Origin of the sequence: Streptomyces sp. NPDC050121 (genome assembly GCF_044460385.1) — a bacterium.
In the GTDB taxonomy this organism is placed as follows: domain Bacteria; phylum Actinomycetota; class Actinomycetes; order Streptomycetales; family Streptomycetaceae; genus Streptomyces; species Streptomyces soliscabiei.
On record NZ_JBITJV010000009.1, the window covers coordinates 165,767 to 189,234 of the forward strand.

24 protein-coding genes and 1 pseudogene are annotated in these 23,468 nt (G+C 71.7%); 2 read left to right on the top strand and 23 right to left on the bottom strand.

Going from position 1 to position 23,468, the window contains the following annotated elements:
* Positions 1–37: 37 nt before the first annotated feature.
* The 7 genes from fbaA to ACIBTS_RS16465 form a co-directional block, all read right to left on the bottom strand.
* Positions 38–1,069, bottom strand: a complete 1,032-nt coding sequence (gene fbaA / locus ACIBTS_RS16435) for a class II fructose-bisphosphate aldolase (RefSeq protein WP_399319917.1) — start codon at positions 1,067–1,069, stop codon at positions 38–40.
* A gap of 117 nt (positions 1,070–1,186) precedes the next feature.
* The gene (gene pyrE, locus ACIBTS_RS16440; protein ID WP_079660894.1) at positions 1,187–1,741 is read right to left on the bottom strand and encodes an orotate phosphoribosyltransferase; all 555 of its coding nucleotides are present in this window, start codon (positions 1,739–1,741) and stop codon (positions 1,187–1,189) included.
* 10 nt (positions 1,742–1,751) lie between these two features.
* Positions 1,752–2,540: an aldose 1-epimerase gene (locus tag ACIBTS_RS16445; RefSeq protein ID WP_399319919.1), complete on the bottom strand. Its 789-nt coding sequence runs from the start codon at positions 2,538–2,540 to the stop codon at positions 1,752–1,754.
* 64 nt (positions 2,541–2,604) lie between these two features.
* Entirely contained in the window at positions 2,605–3,426 is an 822-nt protein-coding gene (locus tag ACIBTS_RS16450; RefSeq protein WP_399319921.1) for an SRPBCC domain-containing protein, read from the bottom strand.
* Positions 3,427–3,540: 114 nt separating this feature from the next.
* On the bottom strand, positions 3,541–5,202 hold the full coding sequence (locus ACIBTS_RS16455) for a polyamine aminopropyltransferase (RefSeq protein WP_399319922.1): 1,662 nt from the start codon (positions 5,200–5,202) through the stop codon (positions 3,541–3,543).
* Between the two features lie 146 nt (positions 5,203–5,348).
* Positions 5,349–5,909: a DUF2617 family protein gene (locus ACIBTS_RS16460; protein ID WP_399319924.1), complete on the bottom strand. Its 561-nt coding sequence runs from the start codon at positions 5,907–5,909 to the stop codon at positions 5,349–5,351.
* 408 nt (positions 5,910–6,317) lie between these two features.
* Positions 6,318–6,632: a hypothetical protein gene (locus ACIBTS_RS16465; protein WP_399319926.1), complete on the bottom strand. Its 315-nt coding sequence runs from the start codon at positions 6,630–6,632 to the stop codon at positions 6,318–6,320.
* A gap of 142 nt (positions 6,633–6,774) precedes the next feature.
* Between ACIBTS_RS16465 and ACIBTS_RS16470 the strand changes: the two are divergent.
* A pseudogene (locus ACIBTS_RS16470) lies at positions 6,775–7,545 on the top strand (aminotransferase class I/II-fold pyridoxal phosphate-dependent enzyme); the annotation flags it as partial.
* A 110-nt stretch (positions 7,546–7,655) separates the two neighbouring features.
* The gene (locus ACIBTS_RS16475) at positions 7,656–8,822 is read left to right on the top strand and encodes a pyridoxal phosphate-dependent aminotransferase (RefSeq protein ID WP_399319928.1); all 1,167 of its coding nucleotides are present in this window, start codon (positions 7,656–7,658) and stop codon (positions 8,820–8,822) included.
* Positions 8,823–9,275: 453 nt separating this feature from the next.
* On the opposite strand, the gene ACIBTS_RS16480 is transcribed toward ACIBTS_RS16475, so the two are convergent.
* The 16 genes from ACIBTS_RS16480 to lxmK all read right to left on the bottom strand — a co-directional run bounded on the left by ACIBTS_RS16480 (position 9,276) and on the right by lxmK (position 23,240).
* On the bottom strand, positions 9,276–11,078 hold the full coding sequence (locus ACIBTS_RS16480) for an ABC transporter ATP-binding protein (protein ID WP_399319930.1): 1,803 nt from the start codon (positions 11,076–11,078) through the stop codon (positions 9,276–9,278).
* A gap of 73 nt (positions 11,079–11,151) precedes the next feature.
* A complete protein-coding gene (locus tag ACIBTS_RS16485) occupies positions 11,152–11,349 on the bottom strand; it encodes an LxmA leader domain family RiPP (protein ID WP_109497454.1) in 198 nt (65 codons plus the stop codon).
* Between the two features lie 248 nt (positions 11,350–11,597).
* Positions 11,598–12,896 carry a M16 family metallopeptidase gene (locus tag ACIBTS_RS16490; RefSeq protein WP_399319932.1) on the bottom strand — a complete coding sequence of 433 codons (1,299 nt, stop codon included), beginning with the start codon at positions 12,894–12,896 and terminating at the stop codon, positions 11,598–11,600.
* A complete protein-coding gene (locus tag ACIBTS_RS16495) occupies positions 12,893–14,155 on the bottom strand; it encodes a M16 family metallopeptidase (RefSeq protein ID WP_399319934.1) in 1,263 nt (420 codons plus the stop codon). The genes ACIBTS_RS16490 and ACIBTS_RS16495 overlap by 4 nt, the downstream gene beginning before the upstream one ends.
* Positions 14,156–14,284: 129 nt before the next feature.
* Positions 14,285–14,482 (bottom strand): LxmA leader domain family RiPP, encoded by a 198-nt coding sequence (locus ACIBTS_RS16500; RefSeq protein WP_109497451.1) that lies wholly within the window; start codon positions 14,480–14,482, stop codon positions 14,285–14,287.
* 181 nt (positions 14,483–14,663) lie between these two features.
* Complete coding sequence (locus ACIBTS_RS16505; RefSeq protein ID WP_109497451.1) at positions 14,664–14,861, bottom strand: LxmA leader domain family RiPP; 198 nt, start codon at positions 14,859–14,861, stop codon at positions 14,664–14,666.
* A gap of 220 nt (positions 14,862–15,081) precedes the next feature.
* Positions 15,082–15,348, bottom strand: coding sequence for a hypothetical protein (locus ACIBTS_RS16510; RefSeq protein ID WP_399319937.1), 267 nt, complete (start codon positions 15,346–15,348; stop codon positions 15,082–15,084).
* Positions 15,349–15,421: 73 nt separating this feature from the next.
* Entirely contained in the window at positions 15,422–16,165 is a 744-nt protein-coding gene (locus tag ACIBTS_RS16515) for a class I SAM-dependent methyltransferase (protein WP_399319939.1), read from the bottom strand.
* Positions 16,162–17,211 (bottom strand): hypothetical protein, encoded by a 1,050-nt coding sequence (locus ACIBTS_RS16520; protein ID WP_399319941.1) that lies wholly within the window; start codon positions 17,209–17,211, stop codon positions 16,162–16,164. Before ACIBTS_RS16520 ends, ACIBTS_RS16515 begins: the two co-directional genes overlap by 4 nt.
* Before the next feature lie 47 nt (positions 17,212–17,258).
* Positions 17,259–17,906, bottom strand: coding sequence for a flavoprotein (locus tag ACIBTS_RS16525; protein WP_399319943.1), 648 nt, complete (start codon positions 17,904–17,906; stop codon positions 17,259–17,261).
* A complete protein-coding gene (locus ACIBTS_RS16530) occupies positions 17,899–18,882 on the bottom strand; it encodes an LLM class flavin-dependent oxidoreductase (RefSeq protein ID WP_399319945.1) in 984 nt (327 codons plus the stop codon). The genes ACIBTS_RS16525 and ACIBTS_RS16530 overlap by 8 nt, the downstream gene beginning before the upstream one ends.
* Positions 18,879–19,757, bottom strand: coding sequence for an ABC transporter permease (locus ACIBTS_RS16535; RefSeq protein ID WP_399319946.1), 879 nt, complete (start codon positions 19,755–19,757; stop codon positions 18,879–18,881). The genes ACIBTS_RS16530 and ACIBTS_RS16535 overlap by 4 nt, the downstream gene beginning before the upstream one ends.
* A gap of 2 nt (positions 19,758–19,759) precedes the next feature.
* On the bottom strand, positions 19,760–20,629 hold the full coding sequence (locus ACIBTS_RS16540) for an ABC transporter ATP-binding protein (protein ID WP_399319948.1): 870 nt from the start codon (positions 20,627–20,629) through the stop codon (positions 19,760–19,762).
* 63 nt (positions 20,630–20,692) lie between these two features.
* On the bottom strand, positions 20,693–21,055 hold the full coding sequence (locus tag ACIBTS_RS16545) for a transposase (protein ID WP_399319951.1): 363 nt from the start codon (positions 21,053–21,055) through the stop codon (positions 20,693–20,695).
* Between the two features lie 2 nt (positions 21,056–21,057).
* Entirely contained in the window at positions 21,058–22,107 is a 1,050-nt protein-coding gene (locus ACIBTS_RS16550; RefSeq protein WP_399319953.1) for a T3SS effector HopA1 family protein, read from the bottom strand.
* Entirely contained in the window at positions 22,104–23,240 is a 1,137-nt protein-coding gene (lxmK, locus tag ACIBTS_RS16555; protein ID WP_399319955.1) for a class V lanthionine synthetase subunit LxmK, read from the bottom strand. Before lxmK ends, ACIBTS_RS16550 begins: the two co-directional genes overlap by 4 nt.
* Positions 23,241–23,468: the final 228 nt, after the last annotated feature.

Genomic DNA, 23,468 nt, shown 5'->3' on the forward strand with positions numbered 1-23,468 from the left:
TCGTGGGCAGACGCCGGGCTCGGTGCACCGTACAGGCTTACTTGATCTTCTGGCCCGCCGAGCGCAGGTTCTGCGTGGCCTCGAGGACGCGCGCGGCCATGCCCGCCTCGGCCAGCTTGCCCCAGGTCCGCGGGTCGTAGGTCTTCTTGGAGCCGACCTCGCCGTCGACCTTCAGGACGCCGTCGTAGTTGCGGAACATGTGGTCGACGACGGGACGCGTGAAGGCGTACTGCGTGTCCGTGTCGATGTTCATCTTGACGACGCCGTTCTCCAGCGCGGTCGCGATCTCCTCCGGGGTGGAGCCGGAACCGCCGTGGAAGACGAAGTCGAACGGCTGGGAGCCGGCCGGCTTGCCGTACTTCGCGGCGATGCCCTCGTTCAGCTCCTTGAGCAGGTCGGGGCGGAGCACGACGTTGCCCGGCTTGTACACGCCGTGCACGTTGCCGAAGGACGCGGCGAGCAGGTAGCGGCCCTTGTCGCCCAGGCCGAGCGCCTCCACGGTGCGCACGGCGTCGTCGACCGTCGTGTACAGGGAGTCGTTGATCTCGTGCGAGACGCCGTCCTCCTCGCCGCCGGTCGGGGTGATCTCCACCTCGAGGATGATCTTCGCGGCGGCGGTGCGGGCCAGCAGTTCCTGCGCGACGGAGAGGTTGTCGGCGAGGGTCTCCGCCGAGCCGTCCCACATGTGCGACTGGAACAGCGGGTTGCGGCCGGCCTTGACGCGCTCCTCGGAGATCGCGAGCAGCGGCCGCACGAACCCGTCGAGCTTGTCCTTCGGGCAGTGGTCCGTGTGCAGTGCGACGGTGACCGGGTACTTCTCGGCGACGATGTGCGCGAACTCGGCGAGGGCCAGGGCGCCCGTCACCATGTCCTTGCTGTACTGGCCGCCCGCGAACTCGGCGCCACCCGTCGTGATCTGGATGATGCCGTCGCTCTCCGCCTCGGCGAAGCCGCGCAGCGCCGCGTGCAGGGTCTGGGACGAGGTCACGTTGATGGCCGGGTAGGCGAACTTGCCTGCCTTCGCCCGGTCGAGCATCTCGTTGTAGACCTCGGGGGTTGCGATGGGCATTCGTCCGCTCCTTGGGTGTGCGGGTTGCGTGCTGTGAACTGGGTGCTTACGGCCCTGACCTAGACCTGGGATGTGACGTCATCGTCGTCCCCATCTTTCCAGACATGCCGGGGCAGGTCAGTCGAGGCCCAGGTCGTCCTTGGAGAACGCGAACAGGTAGGGCACCCCCGCGCCCTCGCGGATCTTCTCGTCGGCGCCGGTCGCCCGGTCCACGATGGTCGCGACGGCCACCACCTCGGCGCCCGCCTCGCGCACGGCCTCCACGGCGGCGAGCGGCGAACCGCCGGTGGTGGAGGTGTCCTCCACCACGAGCACGCGCCGGCCCGCGATGTCCGGGCCCTCGACGCGCCGCTGCAGCCCGTGCGCCTTCGCCGCCTTGCGCACGACGAAGGCGTCCAGCCTGCGACCCCGCGCGGCGGCCGCGTGCAGCATGGCGCCGGCCACCGGGTCGGCGCCCATCGTCAGACCGCCCACCGCGTCGAAGTCGAGTTCGGCGGTCAGGTCGAGCAGCACCTGCCCGACCAGCGGCGCGGCCTCCCCGTCGAGGGTGACGCGTCGCAGGTCGACGTAGTAGTCGGCCTCCAGACCCGACGACAGGGTCACTTTGCCGTGCACCACGGCCTTGTCCTTGATCTGCTGCAGCAGCGCGCCGCGTACATCCACGTCCGTCATGCCCCTCAGCTTAGAGGCGGCTCCAGCGCCAGGTGGTGTGGGCCTCCAGCGGCTCCAGGGGCGTGACCAGGCGCGGGAGGGTGTTCAGGCCGTCGGGCGGGCCGGTCTGCGGCTCCACGCACACGGCCGCCTCCTGCTCGTCGTAGACGACGACCCATTCCTCGGCGCTGGTCACCCGCACCGCGAGCTGTCCGGGCCAGGTGAGGGTGACGTCGACGCCGCCGGGCATGCCGAAGCAGTCGTCCCAGGGGCCGGGCTTCGGCTCGATGCGGTTGCCGGTGGGCAGATGGTCGTCGCCGCGTTCCTCCTGCCAGGCGGGCTCGAAGGCGACCTGCACGTCCTCGCCCCCGAGGTTCCGGTTGAACCACGGGTGCCAGCCGATCTGCGCCGGGAACGACGAGTCGTACGTCTCCACGGCCATCCCGAGCGTCAGGGCGTCCTCGGCGAGCGTGACCACCTGGGTGACGCGGCCCGCGTACGGCCAGGGCTCCACCAGGTCATACGTCAGCACGACCTCGTCCGCCGTCCGCCGCGCGACCTTCCAGACGCCGTCGCGGACGGTGCCGTGGATGGCGTTCGGCGCGGCGTTCAACGGCATCTGGTGGACGGTGCCGCCGTCCCGGAACCGGCCCTCCCGGATCCGGCCGCACCAGGGAACCATCGGGAAGCACCCGAACCTCTCCCCCTGGCGCAGCAGTTCGAGGCCGCCGACGCGCAGCCCACCGACCCGGCCGCCGTTGCCCGGCTGCACGGTCACCTCCGCGTCGCCCGCGGTCAGCGTGATGTCTTCGTTACTCACGGGATGAGCCTAGTGGGGCGATCAAGGGGGTCTCGGCCGGAGGGGGCTCGGCCGGAGAGCGGTGTCAACCGCGGCGGCGCAGTGCCCTGCCGACCACGATCGCCGACGCCACCACGAGTGCGGCCGCGGGCGCGGCCCAGCGCAGGGTGCTGGTGGGTACGACGGTCTGCGGGGCCGGGACGGGGGCGTAGCGTCCGCGCGGCGGGGCGTGGTCGACCTCCTCGGCGCTGCGCCCGATCATCGTCCGACGGGCGTGCGCCGCCTCGGCGGGCGGCTCCCCGGGGGCGGTGAGGTCCTCGAAGACGGGGGTGGGGGGCAGGGGCACTTCCACGTCGTCCTCACCGTCCTCGCCGTCCTCGCCGTCCTCGCCGTCCTCGTCGTCGAGGTCGTGGACGTCGACGACGTCGATGACCTCGACGTTGTCGCCGCCGTCATCCCCCTCTTCGGCTTCGGCCGTCTCCTCGGCCGCGCCCGCTCCCAGGTTTGCCGCGAAGCGGTTCAGCAGGCGGGAGATCGCGGAGTCCACGGTCTCCGGCGGCAGTTCGGTGACCCGGCCGTCGGCCGACGCCGTCCCCTCGAAGCGGAGCGTCGTGCCGGCGTCGGTCTCCCGTAGCCGCAGGGTGAGGGCGAGTTTCACCGTGCCGCTGCCGCGGGCCTCGGTCGCGTCGCCCTCCACGGCGTACGTACCGTCCTCGCGTGGCGTGACGCGGACGGCGCCCCGGTAGGTGATGGTGTGGCCGCCGATGCGCATCTTCAGCCGCCCGGCGACGGGCTCGGTGCCGGCGTCCTGCTGGAGGCCGGGGATCGCCCGGGCCACCTGCGCGGGATCGGCGAGGGCCGCCCGCAGCCGCTCGGCCGGAACCGGAACCAACACCTCTTGCTCCATGAGTGGGGAGCCTACCCAGCGGTCACCGTAAAGCACCCGGCGAAACCGGGATTCGGCCCCGCCGAGCTCCGACCGGTGGTACGCGACCACACCCGGAGCACGCTCACCACGGCGTCAGTACCGTGGATGGATCAACGTGGACGCCCGTACGCCCGGCACGCGGGTGTCCTGTACGGCCCGGGCGTCCGCGGTCAGGTCCGCCTGGGTCAGGGTGTGCAGGGGGAACTCGGCGTGGTCGAGGCGCAGGGGTGGGCCGGGGGCCGGGCTGGAGGCCGGGCCGGGGGCGGCGGTGGCCAGGACGAAGCCCCAGTCGCGGGGGGCGTGGGAGGTGTCGGCGGTGCGGTCGGGGCCGGCGGTGAAGCCGCTGTCGCGGCCGTCGACGCGGTAGGGGGCGGTGTGCAGGCCCGCCGCGCGCATCGTCGCCTCGACCGTCCAGAACACGCGGCGCCGGGTCACGACCGGGCCGGCGTGTACGGCGAGGCGGCCGCCGGGGGCGAGCGCGCGGCGGGCGAGGCCGTAGAACTCCTGGGAGTAGAGCTTCGTGCTGGCCGTGATCCCGGGGTCGGGCAGATCGGTGACGATCACGTCGTACGTAGCCGGGGGCGCTCCGCGCAGCCACTGGAAGGCGTCGGCGGTGGCGACGTGGACGCGGCTGTCGCGGTAGGCGTGATCGTTGAGGCGGGACAGGGCGGGGTCGGTGCGGGCGAGCCGGACCAGGGCGGGGTCGAGGTCGACGACGTCGACGCGGCGCACGCCGGGGTGGGTGAGGGCCTCGCGGGCGGCCAGGCCGTCGCCGCCGCCGAGGATCAGCACGCGCGCGTGCGGGCCGTTCATCGCGGGGTGGACCAGGGCCTCGTGGTAGCGGCGCTCGTCGCGGCCGCCGACGCGGAGCCGGCCGTCGAGGTAGAGGTCGAGGGGCCGGCCCTCGACGCCGCCGGTGAGGACGATCTCCTGGACGCCGGTGCGCACCGCCACCCGCACGTCGTCGCCGTACACGGCCTGCCGTGCGGCCTGTTCGAAGTCGTCGACGAGGACGGCGGCGGAGGCGAGGACGCCCAGGACGGTGATGTTGGCGACGATCAGTAAGCAGCGGGCGCGGCAGGTGAGGTCGCGCCGGAACAGGCCCAGGACCAGGGCGGCGCCGGCGATCACGTTGACGCCGCCGGTCAGCAGCGAGCTCGTCAGCTGGCCCAGGAAGGGCAGCAGCAGGAAGGGAAAGGCGAGGCCGCCGACGAGCGCGCCCACGTAGTCGGCGGCGAAGAGGTCGGCGACGGCGCCGCCCGCGTCCTGGCGGCGGATGCGCTGGATGAGCTCCATGAGGAGGGGGACCTCGGCGCCGATGAGCAGACCGATGGCGAGGGAGAACGCGACTAGGAGGATGCGGGGACCGTCGGCCCACAGGCCGCCCCAGTCGCCCGTCCAGGCGAACACCGCGTACAGCGCCATGGCGCTGCAGCCGCCGACCAGGGCGAGGCCGGCCTCCAGGGCGCCGAAGCCGGCCGCGGCGAAGCGGCGCAGCCGTTTGGCCGCGAGGGAGCCGATGCCCATCGCGAAGACCATGACGGACAGCACGACGGAGGCCTGGGTGACGGAGTCGCCCATCAAGTAGGAGGCGAGGGCGACGAGTTCGAGTTCGTAGACGAGTCCGCAGGCCGCGCAGACGAAGACGCACGCGAGGACCAGCAGCCGCCCGGTGTCCGGCCGGACGGGGATCCTCGCGGGTCCGCGCCAGGGCGGCGGGGCACCGGGTGGGGCCGGCGCGTGCGGTTCGATCACGACTGCGACGTTACGTCACGGCGTGGGTGCCCTTCGTCACCCACACGTGTGGAACTCGGGACTGTGGAGGCGCTGGGCGTTTAGGGCCTTTCGTTTGGATCAGGCCGGATCACCCCGCGAGCCCGGCGTGATCCAAACGAGAGGCCCTAAGTCGCCGTCCGCTGGGGGGTGCCCGTCGGGGACGGGTCGTCGAGGCTCGCCGGTACGCGGATCCCGACTCTCGTCCGGGTCGCCACCAACTGCCCGTCCTGCGGGTAGGCGTGCCAGGTGCGCCAGTGGACCTGGCCCTCGTGGCGGTGGGCGAGCAGGGCGGTGAAGGCGTGCGGGCTGCCGGGGAAGACTCCGGCGAGGCCGTGCGGATGCTCGGAGACGAGGGCCAGGAGTTCCTGGGCGCGGCCCGCGAACTGGCCGGGCGAGAGCACCTCGACGCGTGCCGCGAACTCGTACTCCCAGTCGCCCAGCCGCTTGGCGACGCCCAGCGGGAGGGGGGTGCTGCTGCCGGGGATGCAGGCCACTGTCTCCGAACAGGAGCCCTGGTCCTCGTCCAGCAGCACCTGGTGCGAGGCGCCGAGCAGTCTCAACTGGAGTTTCGCCCCGTCCAGTTCGAGGTCGAGGGTGGCGAGGGCGGGCAGCGGCTCGCGCCCCAGGGCCCAGGCGAGATCGGCCGCGCGCGTGTCGGTGTAGGAGGTGTTCAGGGTCGTGAGCATGGGTCGACTCCGCGGAGACGCAAAGAAGAGAGGTCGGGTCCGGCGCACCCCGGTCGACACCGGGAGAACGGCCCCGGTCAGCCCGGTCTGGAAAGGTCGTCCGCTCGGGACGTCCGAAGGGGTCCGAGGGGCTGCGTTGGTGTTTTAGAGGGAATCATGAACTGTGGTGCCGCCACAGCGTTTTTACCCAACTTCGTGGGGTTTCCATCCCTCGGGGGGTTCCACAGCTCAACTGTTCAACTGTGGCGCACGCCAGGCGGTGGGAGATGCATCCGCGCGCCCCACATGAACGGCGTGACCGCGGGTACACGCTGCGGCCGCCAGAGACGTGGCGCGACCGCGGAGCCCGTGGTCGGCCGGGCCCCGCGGTCCGGATGCGGCTCCCCCCGGGAGCTCAGCTGCCCCGTGTCAGCTGCCTCCGCCGCATCCGCCGCCGCCTCCGCCGCAGGACGACCCGCCCCCGCAGGACGACCCGCCGCCGCACGAGTGACCGCCGTGACCACCGCCGTGACCGCCACCGTGACCGCCGTGGTGGCCGCCGCCGGAGCCGCCGTCTCCCCCGCCGGCCCACCAGCTGCCGCCGGCGGCTGCGCTGCCGCTGCTGCTGTGTCCGTGGGACCGGCCGCCGCGGTGCGACCTCGCGGCGTTGCTCTTCCCCGCGTTGACCACCAGGGCCGCCACGAACACGATTCCGATCACCGCCAGGATGATGCCGAAGACCATGGCGCCACCCTCCTTCCCTCTCTCCCCCGAAGCGGCCCCCCGTGGGCGCCTCGCGCGCCGCGTGAGCGTTGCGTGAACGGGGGATGCCCGACCGTCCCGGCCGTCAAAGCAGAGTTGAGGAACTCCAGAGCTTCGGCGCAGGATGACGGGCATGACCTCCACCGCGCGCCCCCTCCTCAACCGTCGCCTCGCCGAGTTCGGGACGACGATCTTCGCCGAGATGTCCGCCCTGGCTCTCACGACGGGCTCGATCAACCTGGGCCAGGGTTTCCCGGACACGGACGGCCCCGAGGAGGTCCGCGAGGCGGCCGTGCGGGCGCTGCGGGACGGGCGCGGCAACCAGTACCCGCCGGGACCGGGCGTCCCCGAGCTGCGCACGGCGATCGCCGACCACCAGTCCCGCCGCTACGGCCTGTCCTTCGACCCGGACACCGAGGTCCTGGTCACCGCGGGCGCCACGGAGGCCATCGCCGCCACCCTGCTGGCCCTCCTGGAGCCCGGCGACGAGGTGGTGGCCCTGGAGCCGTACTACGACTCCTACGCGGCCTGCATCGCCATGGCGGGCGCCGCGCGCGTGCCCGTCACGCTGCGTCCGGACCCCGAGCAGGCCCGGTTCCGCCTCGACCTGGACGAGCTGCGCGACGCGGTGACGGACCGCACCCGGCTGCTGCTGATCAACACCCCGCACAACCCGACCGGCACGGTCCTCACCCGCGAGGAGCTGACCGCGATCGCCGAGCTGGCGGTGGAGCGGAACCTGCTGGTCGTCACGGACGAGGTGTACGAGCACCTGGTCTTCGACGAGGCCGAGCACGTGCCGCTGGCGACCCTCCCCGGGATGCGGGAGCGCACGGTCACCATCGGGTCGAGCGGCAAGACGTTCTCGTTCACCGGCTGGAAGGTCGGCTGGGTCAAGGGTTTTTCACCTGCCTATTGGACTCTGGCCGCGTGAACGCCTTGCCGGGCATCGGCCAGGATGGTCTCCGAAGGATCGACGGATACCCGGGTGAGGACGGTGGAGACATGAGCGGCAGGCCGCTGCTGAACCGCAGGCTGGACGGACTCGGGACGACGATCTTCGCGGAGATGTCGGCGCTCGCGACCGCGACTGGCGCGATCAACCTGGGCCAAGGCTTCCCAGATACGGACGGGCCGGAGGCCGTACGTGAGGCCGCCGTCCGTGCCCTGCGAGAGGGCTGCGGCAATCAGTACCCGCCTGGACCGGGCGTCCCGGAGCTGCGCACGGCCATCAGCGACCACCAGCGCCGCTTCTACGACCTGAACTACGACCCCGACACGGAGGTCCTGGTCACCGCAGGTGCTACGGAGGCAATCGCTGCGGCCATGCTCGCCCTCCTCGAACCGGGAGACGAGGTGATCGCCTTCGAGCCCTTCTACGACTCCTACGCCGCCTGCATCGCGATGGCCGGAGCGAAGCGCGTACCGCTCACCCTGTGTGCCCCGTCCTTCCGCCCGGACCTGGACGAGCTGCAAGCCAAGATCACCCCGCGGACGCGCCTTCTCCTCCTCAACACCCCCCACAACCCAACCGGAATGGTCCTCACCGCCGAAGAGCAGAGCGCCATCGCCGCACTCGCCGTCGAACACGATCTCCTCGTGGTCACCGACGAGGTGTACGAGCACTTGGTCTACGAAGGCACGCACCGCCCCATCGCTGCCCTGCCGGGCATGCGTGAGCGCACCGTCTCCATCTCCTCCGCCGGCAAGACCTTCTCCTTCACCGGTTGGAAGGTTGGCTGGGTCATGGCTGACGGCCCGCTCGTCTCCGCCGTCCGAACGGCCAAGCAGTACCTGACTTACGTCAGCGCGGGCCCCTTCCAGTACGCGATCGCCGAAGCACTGCGCCTGCCGGACGCCTACTTCGACAGCTTCCGCACCGACCTCCGCCGCAAGCGCGACCTGCTCGGCAACGGCCTACGCGCCGCCGGGTTCGAGGTCTACCAGCCCCAGGGCACCTACTTCATCACCACCGACATCACGCCCTTCGGCGAGAAGGACGCCTACGCCTTCTGCCGCGCCCTCCCCGAACGCTGCGGCGTCGTCGCCATCCCCAACTCCGTCTTCTACGACGACCCCGACGCCGGCCGCAGCCAGGTCCGCTTCACCTTCTGCAAGAAGGACGACGTCCTCCGCGAGGCGGCCGGCCGCTTGCGGCACCTGGCGTCCTGACCCACACCCTCTTCGTCCCGAAGGATCGGTTAATGAGCTTTCCTGCCTGGATTGTGTTTGCGCAGGTCAGGTGGGTGGTCCCGGTTGATCTCGGGTGGTGTGGAGGGGGCATCGGGAGCAGGGCGGCTCCCAGATGGCTCCAAGAGAAGGGGGATGCCGTGTCCCTCAGCTGGGAGGCTTCGCGGGGCCTATGCGTTGTCCGCGGCGCGGCGTCGAAGGTCATCAATGTAGTCCGTACGGAGAATGCGGCGGCATCGTGGTCGCTTCCCTGCGTTGATGTTCTCCACATACTGGGCAAGGCGTTCCGGACGACGTCGCCCAGGTCCACGCTCTGGGGAGAGGATTCGGCGAGGTACAGCGGTGCGCTGTCTGGCGGCCGGATCCGGTCCGCCCCCGGCGCGTCCTGGGGGAAGGACGCGCCGGGGGCGGCGTGTGGGGCGGGCCGGCCGGGGGTCAGGCTCCGGCGCCCACCTGTTCGAGGGGCGCCCACTGCTGCTTCTCAACCAGGTCGCGGTAGTGGGCGTCGGCCGTGATCAGGGCGGTGTGCGTGCCAGTGGCGGCCACCGTCCCGTCCTTCAGCACCACCACGTGATCCGCGTGCATGATCGTCGACATGCGGTGCGCGATGACCAGGACGGACCGTTCGCGGGCCAACTCGTCGACGGCGTCCCGCAGGCGCAGTTCGTTGTCCGCGTCCATCTGTGACGTCGGCTCGTCCAGGAGCAGTATCTCGGCGGGGCTGAGAAGCGCCCGGGCAAGCGCGAGCCGCTGCCGCTGGCCGCCCGACAGGTCCGTCTCCCGGCCCAGCGTGGTGTCCAGGCCCTGTGGCAGAGCCCGTACCGCGTCGTCGAGTCCTACCGACGCGAGGGCCGCCATCAGCCGCTCGTCCAGGGCGGCCGGGTCCTCGTCGCGGGTGTCGCCGAGACCGAGCAGCAGATTCTCCCGGACGGTGCTCTCCAGCAGGGTGAAGGACTGGTCGACGTAACCGATCCGCGAGCGCAACTCGCCCAGCGGCCAGCGGGCCACGTCATGGCCGAACACGCTCAGCGTGCCCTGGTCACAGTCCAGGAAGCGCTCGATCAGGTGGAACAGAGTCGACTTGCCTGCCCCCGAGTGGCCGACGACGGCGGTCAGTCCGCGGCGCGGCGCGCTGAACGACACGTCTCGCAGGGCGGGCCGGCCGGGGTAGGAGAACGACACGTGCTCGAACCGGACGGCGTGGGTCGCGGAGTCGTCAGAAGGGATGCCGGTGAGCGGTCCGGCGTGCGCCTCGTCGGGCTCAGTCGGTGCGGACAGCAGGTCCTCGAAGCGGGCCTTCGCGGCGAGGCCGGTCTGGAGCCGGCCGAACCCCAGAACGAGGATGGTGACCGGGCTGACCAACTGGAGCAGGTAGAGGATGAAGGCGATGAAGTCCGCCAGGGACAGCGCGCCGTCGGTGATCCGGGCGCTGCCGGCGATCACGATGCCGGCCAGCGCAACCTCCTGGCCGAGCGACATCAGCGGCAGCACCACCGACTGCAGACGGGACGCGCGCAGCATCTGGTCGGTGAGGGCGGCGGCGTCACCGGTGAGCGCCTCGGCTGTGCGCCGCTCCGCCCGGTATGCCTTCACCGTCAGGAGCGAGGTGAGGGCGGTGGTGAACCGCTGGGCGAGCGTCCCGGTGGCGATCTGGATCGACTCGTAGCCCTTGCGGACCCGGCGCAGCACGTACCAGATGGCCAGGCCGGCGAGGGCGAAGGCGGCGAAGGCCAGCCCCACGAGCAGCAGGTCGATCATCGCCATCAGGACGATGGTGCCGAGGATTGAGGCCAGGGCGACCGGCACCTGCACAGCTCCGACGTCGACCACCGATCGCAGCAGCATTGCGTCCGAGGTGATCCGGGCGACGAGGTTGCCGGGACCGGCCGCGCGAACGGCGGGCAGCGGCATCCGCAGCGAGTGTTCCATGACCCGCGAGCGCAGCCGCAGGACGAACCGTTCACCGGTGCGGGCCAGCAGGTACCCCGAGAGGGAGGAGGCCGCGGCGCCGCCCAGTGCCAGTGGCACCATCCAGGCCAGCACATCGATGACCGAGTCGTTCTGGCCGAGGGCCTTGATGAGGTCCCGGACCAGGAGCGGGACGGCCAAGGTGGCGGCGGTCGCCGCCAGGCTCAGGAGCAGGGCGGTGACGACCGATGCGGAGTTGTCCCGGACCAGGTCGCGGAAGACCTGGACGCGGTGTGCGGCGGTCGCCGGGGTGGTGAGGCCGGTCTTCATGCGGGAGTCCCTTCCGAGGACGGTCGTGAGGACGCCCGGCCGGCGCCCCATTGGGCGCCGGCCGGGCACCGGATCAGCAGCCGGACGAGACCGTGTAACCCGCGCTGAAGCTGGCGGACGCACCGATCGACGCGAGCACGGACTCGACCGAGACGATGGTGATCGTGGTCGTCGGGCTGATGGCCGGGGCCTCGGCCGTGGCGTCCGCGGCGATCTCGGCCGAGTCGGTGTACGCGGTGTAGCCGGCGATGAGCTGGTCCGCGGTGTTCATGATTCCTCCGTTGGCGATCTGGTGGAAAAGAAGCTGACGCTGGAATTTCTCTCACGGACGCCGCCGACGGGCCACCCCCTTTCTTTGGGTGAATCGCGCGACTGGCTGCGCGAATGCATGGGAAAGATTCTTTACTGGCCCACTTTCGTGACTTTCATGCTTTGGTCAGGGGTAACGGAAAAGGCCGGTGGAACAGTCCGTCGGGACTGTTCCACCGGCCTTCTTGGCGCGGGGTTTCACGTTCCTTCTCACTCCAGGGCGCACTCGGCCCGCTCGCCGGGCGGTATGCCCAGGGCGACGCCGGTGAACCGGTGCGGACCGTAGTGTGCGGCGGCGGCCTGCGCGACCTGCGCGGGTGTCACCTGCCGCAGCAGTTCGGGGAAGGTGGTCAGCCAGCCGGGGTCCAGGCCGTGCCCGAGCACCCCGGCGTACGCGGAAGCCAGGCCCGACTGGGAGGTCTGTCCGATCCAGGTGAGGCCGGTCATGTGCGCGCGGGCGGCGTCGATCTCCGCCGCGCCGGGCGGGCGTGACGTCAGATCTCGCAATTCGCGTTTCACTGCGTGCAGAGATCGCGTGACATTTTCCGGAGCGGTCGCATAAGAGATCAGGATGGAGGGGCGGGGAAAAGAATCGTCGATGGTTGATTCGATCTGGTAGGCCAGCCCTTCATTCTCCCGCAGTTCCCGCATGAGTCGCGACGAGAAATACCCGCCGAACAGGCAGTTGGTGAGTGAGAGCGCGGCGAACGAGGGATCGTTCCGGTCCGGTGCAGGGGCGGCGAGCAGAACCTGCGCCGTCGTCGCGTCGCCGCCCCACGAGACGGCGCGTATCCCGTGCCCGGCCGGCGGCGGCGCGGGCGGCGGCGCGGCCGGCCGCGTCGCGGTGCCAGTCCACAGGGCGTACGCACGCGACGCCTCTTCGGCGAGGTCGTCGGGTGCCACGACCACCGCGTACGCGCCCCGGGGGTGGATGTGCGCCGCGTGCAGCGCTGTCACGTCGGCGGCGGTGACGGCGAGCAGCGCGTCCGGTCCCGGATGTCGCTCCCGGCACCCCGGGTAGGCGTGCGCGTACAGGGCCGCGTGCGCCGCGGTGCGCGGATGGGCGAGCCGCCCCGGTGCCCGGGCGGCGAGAGCACGGGCCGCGGCCGCGCACGCCTCCTCGGTGAGCCGGGGCCGGGCGAGCACGCGGGCGAGCAGCCGCAGGGCCCACGGCGCGGCGGTCGCCGGCACCGACGCGTTCAGGGCGAGCCAGGTGCCCGTCCAGGCGACGGAGACGAGCGTGCCCTCGCGGCGGGGGTCCGCGTCGACGCCCGCGGTGACCTCTCGGGCGCACTCCTGCGCGGTCAGGGTGGCCAGGACGTCGGCTGTGGCCGGATCGACGGCGTGCGCGGGCAGGGGTGCGAGCATCCGGATCTCGGCCAGCGGCACCGTCTTGGACCGCACGGCCACCAGGCGCAGACCGGTGCCGAGCACGGCGTCGGTGTACGGCGGCGGGACGAATGTGCGGGGCGGGCCCAACGGCGGCAGCGCGGTGGCGCGCGCGGTCATACGGGGGCCACCTCCCGGACGCGCAGGCGCAGGACCGCGCGGGGGACTGCCAGCAGGTTCCAGGCCGCGGCGGCGACTTCGTCGGCGGTGCAGCGGCCAATCAGGCCGGGTAGCACGTCGACCAGGTGCGGGCGGCCGTGCAACAGTGTGAACGCGCCGATGTGCCGGGTGCGATGCACCAGGCTGTCGTAGGTCCGGGAGAGGGAGACGCACAGCTGGGCTCGGGTGCGCGTCAGCTCGTCGGCCGCCGGGCCGTGCTCGGCGAGCCAGGTCAGGACCCGGTCGGTCTCCGCGCGGACGTCTTCGGCGTCCGCGTCCGGCCGCAGGGTGACGACGGTCTGGAAGGTGTCGGGGTCGCGGGCCTGGAGTGGTCCGAAGAAGCCGCAGCCGGACCGAACGGCTGTGGCCAGGCCGGTCCCGGTGACCAGGCGGGCGGTCAGCCGGGCCCGGTCGGTGCCGCTCAGCAGTGCCGCGAGCACCATGTGGGCGACGTACGCGGGCAGCGCGTGGGACGGATCCGGAAGCCGGTGGCCCAGGGCGAGGGCGGGCAGGGGGGCGCGGGCGTCCTCGTGGTCGCCGGTGCGTTCGCGGACCGGGGGCGCTTCGGCGAGGTCGGGCAGGGGAGCGGCGGGCCGCGGGGGCAGGGCGGCGAAGTGGTGGAGCACCAGGCGTTCGGCCTCGACCTCGTCGAAGCCGCCGCACACGGTGAGCACGGCGCGGGACGGTGCGTAGTGCGCGGCGTGGAAGGCGGTGCACTCCTCGGGCGTCACCTGACGCAACCCCGCCAGATCCCCGTAACCGTCGTGGGCGTTGGCGAACGACGCGTACAGCACGGACGGGAGGACGGTCCAGGGGAAGCCGCCGTAGGGGCGGCCGGTGACCTGTGTGGCGATCTCCTCACGGATCACCCGCAGTTGGATGCCCAGGCCGTGCGCGTCCAGCCGGACGCCCGCCATCCTGTCGGCCTCCAGGAAGAGCAGCCGGTCCAGTGCCGCGGTAGGGGCGACCTGGTAGAAGTCCGTGTAATCCTGGTGCGTCGATGCGCCGGCGGTTCCGCCCGAACCCTGTACGGCCCGGATGTGTTCGCCGGGACCGACCGAGGCGCTGCCCTGGAACATGGCGTGCTCGAAGAGGTGGGCGAAACCGCTGCGTCCAGCGGGGTCGCCGCGAAATCCGGTGCCGTAGTGGACGGCCACGCCGACGGCGGGCGCGCCGCCCCGGGCGTCGAGTACGACGCGCAGTCCGTTCTCGAGAGTCAACTGCCGCACGGTGCGCGTCCCTTCGGGTATTCGGTTACGGGCGGTAGGGAGTCGGCGAGGGCGACCGCCGCCCCGGCACCCGGGTCAGGGTGCCGGGCCGGCCGGGTCGCAAGAAGCCGGGGTGCTTGGTCAGCAGCCCTTGCCGACGGTCACGCCCACGCTCATGCTGAGGCCCGCGCTGCAGGCGTAGGAGGACTCGGCGATGGAGACGGCGATCGAGAGGCTGACCGGGCTGATCTCCGGCGCTCCGCCGTCCTGGGCGGCGGCGATCTCGTCGGCGGAGGTGTACGCGGCGTAGCCGGCGAGCAGGGTGTCGGTGGTGTTCACGGTGACTCCTTTTCGGGATGGGAATGCGGCGCTGTGCTCCGCGATTGGAGGGAATTACATTCCGGTCCGGCCGGACATCCGAATGCGGTCCTGAATTCTCCGACTCGACCGGATCCCGGAATTCCTCGACCCTGTGAACCGAGACCGGAACGATGGAATCGAGGGGTTTTTGGCGGCAGGCTCAGCAGCCCTTGCCGACGGTCACGCCCACGCTCATGCTGAGGCCCGCGCTGCAGGCGTAGGAGGACTCGGCGATGGAGACGGCGATCGAGAGGCTGACCGGGCTGATCTCCGGCGCTCCGCCGTCCTGGGCGGCGGCGATCTCGTCGGCGGAGGTGTACGCGGCGTAGCCGGCGAGCAGGGTGTCGGTGGTGTTCACCAAGACTCCTCGGGAGAAGGCGATTCGGCGGAACCGTTCCGCCGTCGACTCCTTTTCTATACGATTCACCGGGGATAACACCATGGAAAAAAAATATGACTCACCGGAATTACGGTGAAGCTTTACCTCCGCTTTTTGCTCGGGTCTCTCCGCTCTTTGTGCCCCGTGAGAGGCGCCGCCGGGAGAAAGGTCCGCGGCGGCGCCGGGCGGGCAGGGACCGTCAGGCGGGCAGTTGCTCCACGTAACGCTTGGCCATCGGCAGCGAGACGTAGGGGTAGTTGTCACGCACCTCCTTGATCGCCGCCACCTTCCCGCGGGTCCTGAGGATCCCCTGGACGCGGTCCTCGTCCACCTGCTGCCGGAATCCCTCGTAGGACCCGTAGCGCTTGGTGAACGCCTGAACGCGCTTCTTCGACGTGTGCTCACCGGCCACGCCCAGGACCGTCGAGATGCCGACGGCGATGGCCCCTGAGATGTTCTCGATCATGCTTGGCCTCCCTTGTTTCGTGTATCGGCCCCGGTTTCCTGGCCGGAGCTCGGTGGGTCTCCGATAAACCCGGCTATTCTGCCCGTTCGAACACGGACACATGCCGGGGGCTGAGTGCCGTGAAGGGTTCCTTGCGCCAGCCGGCAGTGCGTTCCACCAGCCGAAGCCCGGCCAACTCGGCCAGCAGGTCGATCTCCTGGGGGAACGCGTAGCGCAGCACATGCTGGGTGGTCTGCGGCGCTCCGCCGTCCAGGATCGTATGCGTGGCGACCATGAGCTGCTGTGAGCGGTCCACCATCAGGGTGTCCAGCATGATCGCGTTCTCGCCGAGGAAGCGCATCGACAGGTCCGGCTTGGTGAGCACGTGGTAGGGCGACGGGTCGAAGGCTTCCAGAACGAAACGGCCCCCGGGTGCCAACTGGTCGCGCACGTTGCGCAGGCAGTTGAGCTGTGCCTCCCGCGAGACGGCCACGAAGAACGTGTTCAGGACGAGTGTCACGAGCGGGAAATCGCCACCCATGTCGAGCCCCGGCTGGGTGAAGTCCCCAAGCTCCACGGTGACTTCGCCCTTGCTGTCCCGCTCGACCAATTTGGCGATCATCGACTCGGACGCGTCGACGCCGAAGACGCGGTAACCCCGCTCGGCCATCGGGACCGCGATCCTTCCGGTGCCGACACCGAGTTCGAGTACCCGCGCGCCGGGCTCCGCGAGCGTGGCGAAGAACTCCAGGGCCGCGTCCGTGTCGAAGCCGATGGGGTACATCTGCTCGTAGACGCTGGCCATCTTCTCGTTGTAATGGGCGTTCTGCGCTATCACGGTTCCTCCGTTTCCAAGGCCACGTCCGGTGCCGCGGGTGCGCCAGTGAGGCCGTCGATGGTGCCCATGGGGTGGTCCAACAGCGCGGCGAGCACGTCCAGGTGATCGGTGAGCCGGTCGTCCCAGCCGACGAACGCCGCGTAGTCGAGGCAGTGCGTGAACATGCGGAGCACGGCCGACCGTGCCACCGCGTCGAGGCCGGCGGACGCCGGAAGAGGTCCCGGGCCGTCGGCGTAGCCGCGCAGCAGAGCCGTGGTCGCCGAAGCGCAGTGGGCGGCGGCGTCCTCGGCCAGCCCGGTGAAGTGCAGCAGCCGGAACTCGGCCAGCTCGCCGACGATCCAGCCCAGATCGTGGGAGGCGGGCCCGGCTGCGAGTTCCTCGCCGGTCAGCAAGACGCAGTCGGCCGCATCAGGGGTGGGCACCTGGGAGCCCAGGCCGGTACCACCGAGCAGCAGCACGGGCGGTGCCGTGCTCGCGCCCGGATCCGTGCACCAGGAGGCAGCCACGGCCATCCGCTCGGGCCCCAGGACTCGGCGGGCCTCCTGCCATAACCGCGTTGCCCGGCCGACGTTCTGACGACCCGCCAGCCAATGCGCCAGCCTGCGCGGTCCGGCTGGGCCCCCGGCCACGGGAACGTCGGCGAAGGAGGTGTGCACCTGCCGCAGTACCTCTCCCACCCGCTCCAGCAGCCGCGGCAGGGCGGCCCAGTGCGTGGGAGCCGCTGCCCGGTTGCCCAGTACATGTCCGAGCGAGTACGGCGCGGGCGCCGGGTAGCGGCGCTCGACGGCGCCCGCTCCCCGTATCGGCAGCGGCCCGTAGTCCTCGGCGCGCACCCGCTCCTCGGCACCCAGCACCACCCGGGTGCCCCCAACGGCCCAGCCCCGCGCGGCGCGCGCTGCGTGGGCCAGAGCCGCGGGCACCGGCGTGAAGTCCTCCGGCCGGTCCGGCCCGGCGGTACGGGACCACAGGAAGCCGTCGCCGGCCCGCGTCACCCGCGTCGCCAGGTATCCGGTGCCGAACAGGGCGAGGGCGGGCGGCCTCCGCACGGTTTCCGGGTCCCCGGGGGTAGCTCGCGCCAAGGCGCTCCGGGAGGTCACGACGCGGCCCGGGTGTCCGGACGGCCGGCGGTCCGCTGCCGTGCGATCGCCGTCCGGAGCCGTTCGGCTGTCGCGATCACCGTCGGCATCGGCGCGTTGAGCGCGGCGTCCCAGCGACCGGTGGTGCTGCTCAGCCCCGCGACCGGCGGCACCACCGCCACGTGCGGCGCCTCGGCCAGCATTTCCCGGGCCCGCTCGTACGCCCGGGAGGTCAGACCGCCGGGCGGCAGCGCGGGCGCCAGCACCTGCGGGACCGTACTGCACTGCATAGCCAGCAGGACGGGGCTGTCGCACATGCCGTTCGCCAGCCGTGTACAGAAGCTGAGCGTCGCGGGTGCCACCACGAACGTGTCTGCCCACTCCGCCAGTTCGACGTGCAGGGCGCTCGTGGAGGGCTCGTCCGGCCAGAGGTCCATCTCGACCGCGGTACCGCTGAGCGGGGCCAGCGCCTGCCGAGTCACGAACCGGCCCGCCGAGCGCGTCAGCACCACCCGCAGTTCCGTCTCCGGGTACGCGCGACGCAGCCAGTTCGTCCAGAACGGCGTGTGCGCCGCGGGAAGGGAACCGGTCACCACGAGGATCAGCCGCCGTCCACGGAACACCGGGATCTCGCCCAACTCCGGATGGAGCGTCGTGTCAGTCATCGGTGGCGACCGCTTCCAGGATCTCGCCGAGGTCCTCCATGGCCGCCCGATCGCCCTCGGTGAGATAGACACCGCAGACGTTGAGCACCACTTCGTCGACCCCCGCCTCGCGATGCGCACGGACCACCTTCGCGATGTCCTGCGCCGTGCCCGTGGCGAACACCTGCTGCTCGATGAGTGCCTCCGCGCCCTTGACCGGTTCGGCCAGGTCCGCCGGCACGCCGGCACGGCGCAGCATGTCCGTGTAGTGCTCCGACGACAGGTGCGGTCCGGTCGCCGTGAAGACGGTGCGGCGCAGGTTGCGGCCGGGCCGCTCCAGCGCGGCGTGCAGCACCGACACGACCCGCGGCGGACGGACTCGCCCGGCCTGCTCGGCCCCCCGCACCATGGCGGGGATCAACGCGTCCTTGATGTACCAGTGCGGTGTCAACCAGGTGATCGCGACGTCCGCGACCTCGCCCACTGTGCGGGCCATGCCGGTGCGCAGCACCCCGAGGCCCACCTCGATGGGCGGCGCCGGTACGTGCATGAGCGGCGCCGTCGACGTGAAGTACTCGCCCTCGTGCACGACCCGTTCGCTGTCCAACAGCCGGCGCATCACCGTCACGTACTCCCGCATGGCGCGCAGCGGCTTCGGGTACGGCTCGCCGAGCAGTTGGCGCTGGAAACCCACCGGTCCCGGGCCGAACCCCGCCACGTACGGGGCGCCCGACAGCGCGCTGATCGAGCGGGCCTCGACAGCCGCCTGGTACGGGTGGCGCAGGATCGTCAGCGCCACGCTGGTGCCGAGCGCCACCCCGGGGACCCGGGCGGCGAACGCCGCGAGCGCCAGGTGCGTCTCGACCCGCAGCGACTGCCCGAGCCAGAGTCGGCGCACCCCGGCCTCGCGGGCGAACGTGCCGATCTCCACCATCGGGTCCAGTGCGTCGGGCTGGATCGGGAAGATCGCGGATATGTGCTTCAGGGGACGGTTCATGCCTCAGCCTCGGCTTTCTCGGGTCGGGCGCCGGTCGCGCGCCGGGTCATCCGGCGCAGGACGCGCGGGGCAACCAGGAAGCCCGCGAGGGCCCAAGCGCCGTTGATCAGGTACACCTTCGGCAGATCCCAGGTGCTGCCGGCCTCCGCGGCGAGAGCTGCGTCGGGCAGCATCGCGGCCCGTATGCCCTGGGCCGTCCACTTCAGGGGGAAGCCCTGGACGACGTCCTGCACGGCGCCCGGCAGCGAGGTGACGGGGAAGTAGATGCCCGAGAACAGCATCAGGGCCAGCAGCGGGATCATCAGGAAGCCCAGCGCCTCACGGGCGTTGGGCAGTACGGCCCCGAGCACCGCGCCCAGCGGAACCAGGGCGAGCAACCCGACGGCGGGCACGGACAGCAGCACGAGCCAGTCCCGGACGCTCCCGGGCCCCGATGTGCCCAGCACAAGCACTCCCGCTGCCAGGGTGAGCGCGCCACCGCCCACCGCGGTCGTCACCACCACGACGGTCTTGGCCACGAGATAGGCGGGCATGCCGTGCGGCACCGCCCGCATGCGCAGCAGGGTGCCGTCCTCCCGCTCCACGGCCAGCGTCTGCACCAACGTCAGGAGCCCCGCCTGGACCACCATCGTGGTCACGCCGCCGGCCACCAGCAGATCAGCCATCGGCACGGTCGAGCCGGGGATGTCGCCGTTGACGACCGCCCCCAGCACGATGAACAGCAGCGGGGTGCTCAGCAGCGTGAACGCCTCACGCGGAGTGCGCACCAGCTGGTGCACCTCGATCAGCCCCCGGCGGACCCCGACTGCCAGCACCCGTCCGAACCCGTGTCCGGCGCCGCGTGGCCCCGGCGACGTCCCGTCCACACGTTTCATGTTCACCCCTCCGCTTCCGCGACCATGCGCAGGTACACGTCCTCCAGCGTGGGCCGGTGGACCTCCAGCCCAGGGATCGGCCCGCCGAACTTCTGGTGCAGCTCCCACACCAGACGGGACGGGTCCGCCGCCCGTTGCTCCCGGCGTTCCCCGCCGTCGGTCCAGACGACCCGGGCCCGTGCCCGCGCCTCCTCGGCGAGCTGCGCGCCCGTGCCGAAGGCGGCGATCCGGCCGTCGATCAGCACGGCCGTGCGGTCGGCGAGCCGCTCCGCCTCGTTCAGGTCGTGCGTGGTCAGCACCATCGTCATGCCGTCCTCCCGCAGCCGCTCGATCAGCTCGTGGAACTCGCGGCGCGCCACAGGGTCGAATCCCGCCGTCGGCTCGTCCAGGAACAGCAGTCGCGGGTCGCCGATGATCCCCAGGGCGACGTCCAGGCGTCGCCGCTGGCCGCCGGAGAGTTCCCGGCACGTCTTGCGGGCCTGCGCGGTCAGCCCCAGCGTGTCGAGGGTCCCGGCCACGGAACGCGGCGCGGGGTAGTACGAGGCGACGTGCTCCAGCAGTTCGCCCACCCGCCACCGCGCGTGGTCGCGCCAGGACTGGAGCACCACGCCGACCTGCGCGCGCCACCGTTCGTCCGCGCGCGCCGGATCCTGGCCCAGCACCTCGACGTGTCCTTCGGTCGGCGTCCGGAAGCCCTCGAGGATCTCGACGGTGGTGGTCTTCCCCGCCCCGTTGGGGCCGAGCAGGGCCAGCAACTCCCCCTGCTCGACCGTCAGATCGACTCCCCGCAGCACGTCCTGTCGCCCGTACCGCATGGTCAGGTCCCGTACGGTGATAGCCGGCGCGACGTCAGTCGGACCGTGCATCGTCATGCCCCTCCCGCGTTCGATGTTGTTGCAGTCGCCGGGTGTAGGTCCGGCGAGGGATTCCCAAGATCACGCAGTACCTCGAAACGGGGATTCCCAGTTCGGTGCGGAGCGCTTCGAGGTCCTCGAAGGGACCCTGGGGCGGTCCCCCGTGCGCCGCCAGGCCATCACTTCCACGTACGCCTCGCCGAGCGCCTGCTTGAGCCGGTGCACCTCCTCGATGAGGGCCGCCTCGCGCTGCGAGCCCGACGGCGGAGCCGCACCGGCCAGCGCCATGCTGCCGCCCTCGAGGAATTGGCGGCGCCAGTTCGCGATGGACTGCTCCGACACCTGGGCCGCGCGGGCGGCCTCCGAGACCGTGCACTCCTTGGCCAGTACCGCGAGGACCAGCCGCGTCTTGTCCTTAGCCGGCAGCGCCGGCGGCCTGGGCACGCTCACGCCTCCTTGCGCGGACTCACCCGCGGATCGGCGTGCGGCTGGCGCAGCCCGCGCGCCGGGTGAGCCGGGTCGACGCCCGCCTCGCGCAGCGCGTGGGCGACCGCCGCGTCCCGGGACGGGTACTGCGGGGACAGGGCGTGCTCGACCAGAGCCTGCGCCATGAGGGCGGAGCGGTGCTCGCCGAAACTCATGTGGCGTCGGCCCGGCCGATCGTCGTCGGGCTCCCACGCGGCAGCGAAGCCCGGCGCGATCTCGTACGTGAACGGGGAGGTGTCGGGCCCCAGCCCCGGCACGTCCCGCACCGCCTCGCGCACCGCGTCCAGGGCGTGCAGCGCGCCGGTGTCCAGATAGACGACGAGCGCGTCACGGCGCGGGAACAGCAGCGGGGAGGAGGACACTTTGGCCCGGTAGGGGACCGCGGCCGACTCCAGTGCGCCCAGCACGACACCCCACACGTCCGCCGCGTACCGGGCCTGCGTGATGTGCGTGTACAGGCGCAGCACCGGCCCGGCGGCGGGCCGTCCTCGCGAGCCGTCCGCGAGGAAGAACCCCGGTGACAGCGCGGGCCGCGCGGCGGGCACCACGAGGTCGGCCCACACCGCCTCGGATGCCTGCGCCGCGCGCAGGGCCGCGGCGCGCAGGGTGCCGTCTGGGTCCGTCGGGCCGTGCGGACCAGTGGCCGGCACCAGCACGCGCACGCCCTCGATCTCCATCACGGGCTGGTCGTCATGCAGCCCGTGCACCCGAGCCCGGTACGGCGTCGTGGTGTGCGGGGTCGCCTCGTGCAGGGGCTGTTCGAAGGCTGTGTCGCGCAGGGTGCGCGGCAGCGTCTCCTCACCGCCTGGGCGGCCCGCGTGCAGGTTCTCGTAGATCGACACGGCCAGCCGGTCGCGCAGTTTCACCGGGGTGTCGGCGGTGACCTCGGCCGTTCCGACGCGGGCCGCCAGCCCGTCGTCAGCGATGTGCACCGTGCTGAGCGCCCGGGCCAGCCGGGGGGCGAGCCCGTCGACGGCGAGGGGCATCGGGTCGGTCCGCAGCGTCGTCATCGTCCGGCCTCCAGTCCGAGGGCCCCGACGAAGTTCTGCGGGGCGAGCAGTGCGGTGCGTCCCACGCCCATGGCCGCCCGGGTGACCGCGGGTAGTCGGCTGCCGCGGCCGGCCGTCGCCATGGCGCGGTCGATCATGTGCCAGCCCGCGAACGCGGTGGCGCGGGTGGCCAGTTGCGAGTCAGTGGTGGTCCGGGTCGAGCGGTAACCGGCCCAGAACGCGCTGATCAGCGGACGGACCCGGTCCATCTCCGCAACACCACGCGCGACGATCTCCTCGTGCGTGGCCTCGCGCACGTCGAGCGTGGCCGGCGGGGCGTCCCGCCCGGGTGAGGTGAGGCCGGTGATGGCCCGGAAAAGCCACTCGCCTGCCAGGGAGCCGATGTCGCGGGCCGCGTCCGCCCAGCGGAACTCCTCGCCGTCGGTCAGATGGAGCGTGCCGTGCGACAGCAGGAACTGGTCGAAGCGCAGGTCACAGTGGGCCGTGACCTGGGGCGCGGCCGCCTCCGAGCGGCGCAACGCGGCCAGAGCCTCGGTGAGTTCGGGGTCGCCGTGCAGGATGCGCCAGAGCGTGACCTCCGCGAAGGTCAGGTTCATGAAGCCGCTGAGGGGGAGCGCACGCAGCAGCCCCAGACTGGGGAAGGGGAAGGACGAGCGGTCCAGGCCGTCCACATGAGCCGTGCCGTCGAGGGCCTCGCCCAGGCTGTGCAGCACACCGACGGCCCGTCCGGCGCGCCGGGCCAGCGTCGCGTCCAGTTCTTCGTCCGCGGATAGTTCCGCGAACGTGCGCGTCTCGTCGAGCAGCCGGAACACCAGCACCTGGGACGTGTCGTCGCCCCCGACGAGTTCTGGAGTGTGAAGGTCGGGCGAACCGTGCGCCGCGATCATGGTGGCGAAGGACCGGCTGCGGGCGATCCGGAGCGCCGCGTCCTCGGGGCCGCCGTCGAGGGAGACCCGCTTGACGAACACGCCCACGCCCGCCGAGGTCGTCCCGGCCCAGTTCTCGTTGCGGCCGAAGAGAGACTCCACGTCCTCGGTCGCGAGCCGTCCGAGACCGAGCTGGCCCAGCAGAGCGTTGACCGCCGGCACCGCCTCCAGGTCCGACGGGGTGAATGTGGCGCGCTGTCCCTGCACTTGGCCCCCTGGTTGTGATGTTTCTGTAGGCATCGCGGGATGGATGATGCCCACGGCGGTCCGGGCGGCACATCGGCCGTACGGGGTTCGTCACCCCGCCGTCCGGCGGGGTGACGAATCCCGCGTGACGGCGGGGCGGCGGGCCCGCCGGGCGGGTACCGGCGCGGCGGCGCCTCCGGGCAGAAAGATCAGGTCAGTGCCGGAGTCGGGACTTCCGCGGGGCTGCGG

What these genes read in the sequence shown, in the direction of transcription:
- ACIBTS_RS16535 (WP_399319946.1), bottom strand. Translation starts at nt 19,757, where the DNA reads ATGAAACGTGTGGACGGGACGTCGCCGGGGCCACGCGGCGCCGGACAC.
- ACIBTS_RS16540 (WP_399319948.1), bottom strand. Translation starts at nt 20,629, where the DNA reads ATGACGATGCACGGTCCGACTGACGTCGCGCCGGCTATCACCGTACGG.
- pyrE (WP_079660894.1), bottom strand. Translation starts at nt 1,741, where the DNA reads ATGACGGACGTGGATGTACGCGGCGCGCTGCTGCAGCAGATCAAGGAC.
- ACIBTS_RS16465 (WP_399319926.1), bottom strand. Translation starts at nt 6,632, where the DNA reads ATGGTCTTCGGCATCATCCTGGCGGTGATCGGAATCGTGTTCGTGGCG.
- ACIBTS_RS16525 (WP_399319943.1), bottom strand. Translation starts at nt 17,906, where the DNA reads ATGACTGACACGACGCTCCATCCGGAGTTGGGCGAGATCCCGGTGTTC.
- ACIBTS_RS16485 (WP_109497454.1), bottom strand. Translation starts at nt 11,349, where the DNA reads ATGAACACCGCGGACCAGCTCATCGCCGGCTACACCGCGTACACCGAC.
- ACIBTS_RS16450 (WP_399319921.1), bottom strand. Translation starts at nt 3,426, where the DNA reads ATGGAGCAAGAGGTGTTGGTTCCGGTTCCGGCCGAGCGGCTGCGGGCG.
- ACIBTS_RS16480 (WP_399319930.1), bottom strand. Translation starts at nt 11,078, where the DNA reads ATGAAGACCGGCCTCACCACCCCGGCGACCGCCGCACACCGCGTCCAG.
- ACIBTS_RS16460 (WP_399319924.1), bottom strand. Translation starts at nt 5,909, where the DNA reads ATGCTCACGACCCTGAACACCTCCTACACCGACACGCGCGCGGCCGAT.
- fbaA (WP_399319917.1), bottom strand. Translation starts at nt 1,069, where the DNA reads ATGCCCATCGCAACCCCCGAGGTCTACAACGAGATGCTCGACCGGGCG.
- ACIBTS_RS16530 (WP_399319945.1), bottom strand. Translation starts at nt 18,882, where the DNA reads ATGAACCGTCCCCTGAAGCACATATCCGCGATCTTCCCGATCCAGCCC.
- ACIBTS_RS16490 (WP_399319932.1), bottom strand. Translation starts at nt 12,896, where the DNA reads ATGACCGCGCGCGCCACCGCGCTGCCGCCGTTGGGCCCGCCCCGCACA.
- ACIBTS_RS16510 (WP_399319937.1), bottom strand. Translation starts at nt 15,348, where the DNA reads ATGATCGAGAACATCTCAGGGGCCATCGCCGTCGGCATCTCGACGGTC.
- ACIBTS_RS16550 (WP_399319953.1), bottom strand. Translation starts at nt 22,107, where the DNA reads ATGACGACGCTGCGGACCGACCCGATGCCCCTCGCCGTCGACGGGCTC.
- ACIBTS_RS16475 (WP_399319928.1), top strand. Translation starts at nt 7,656, where the DNA reads ATGAGCGGCAGGCCGCTGCTGAACCGCAGGCTGGACGGACTCGGGACG.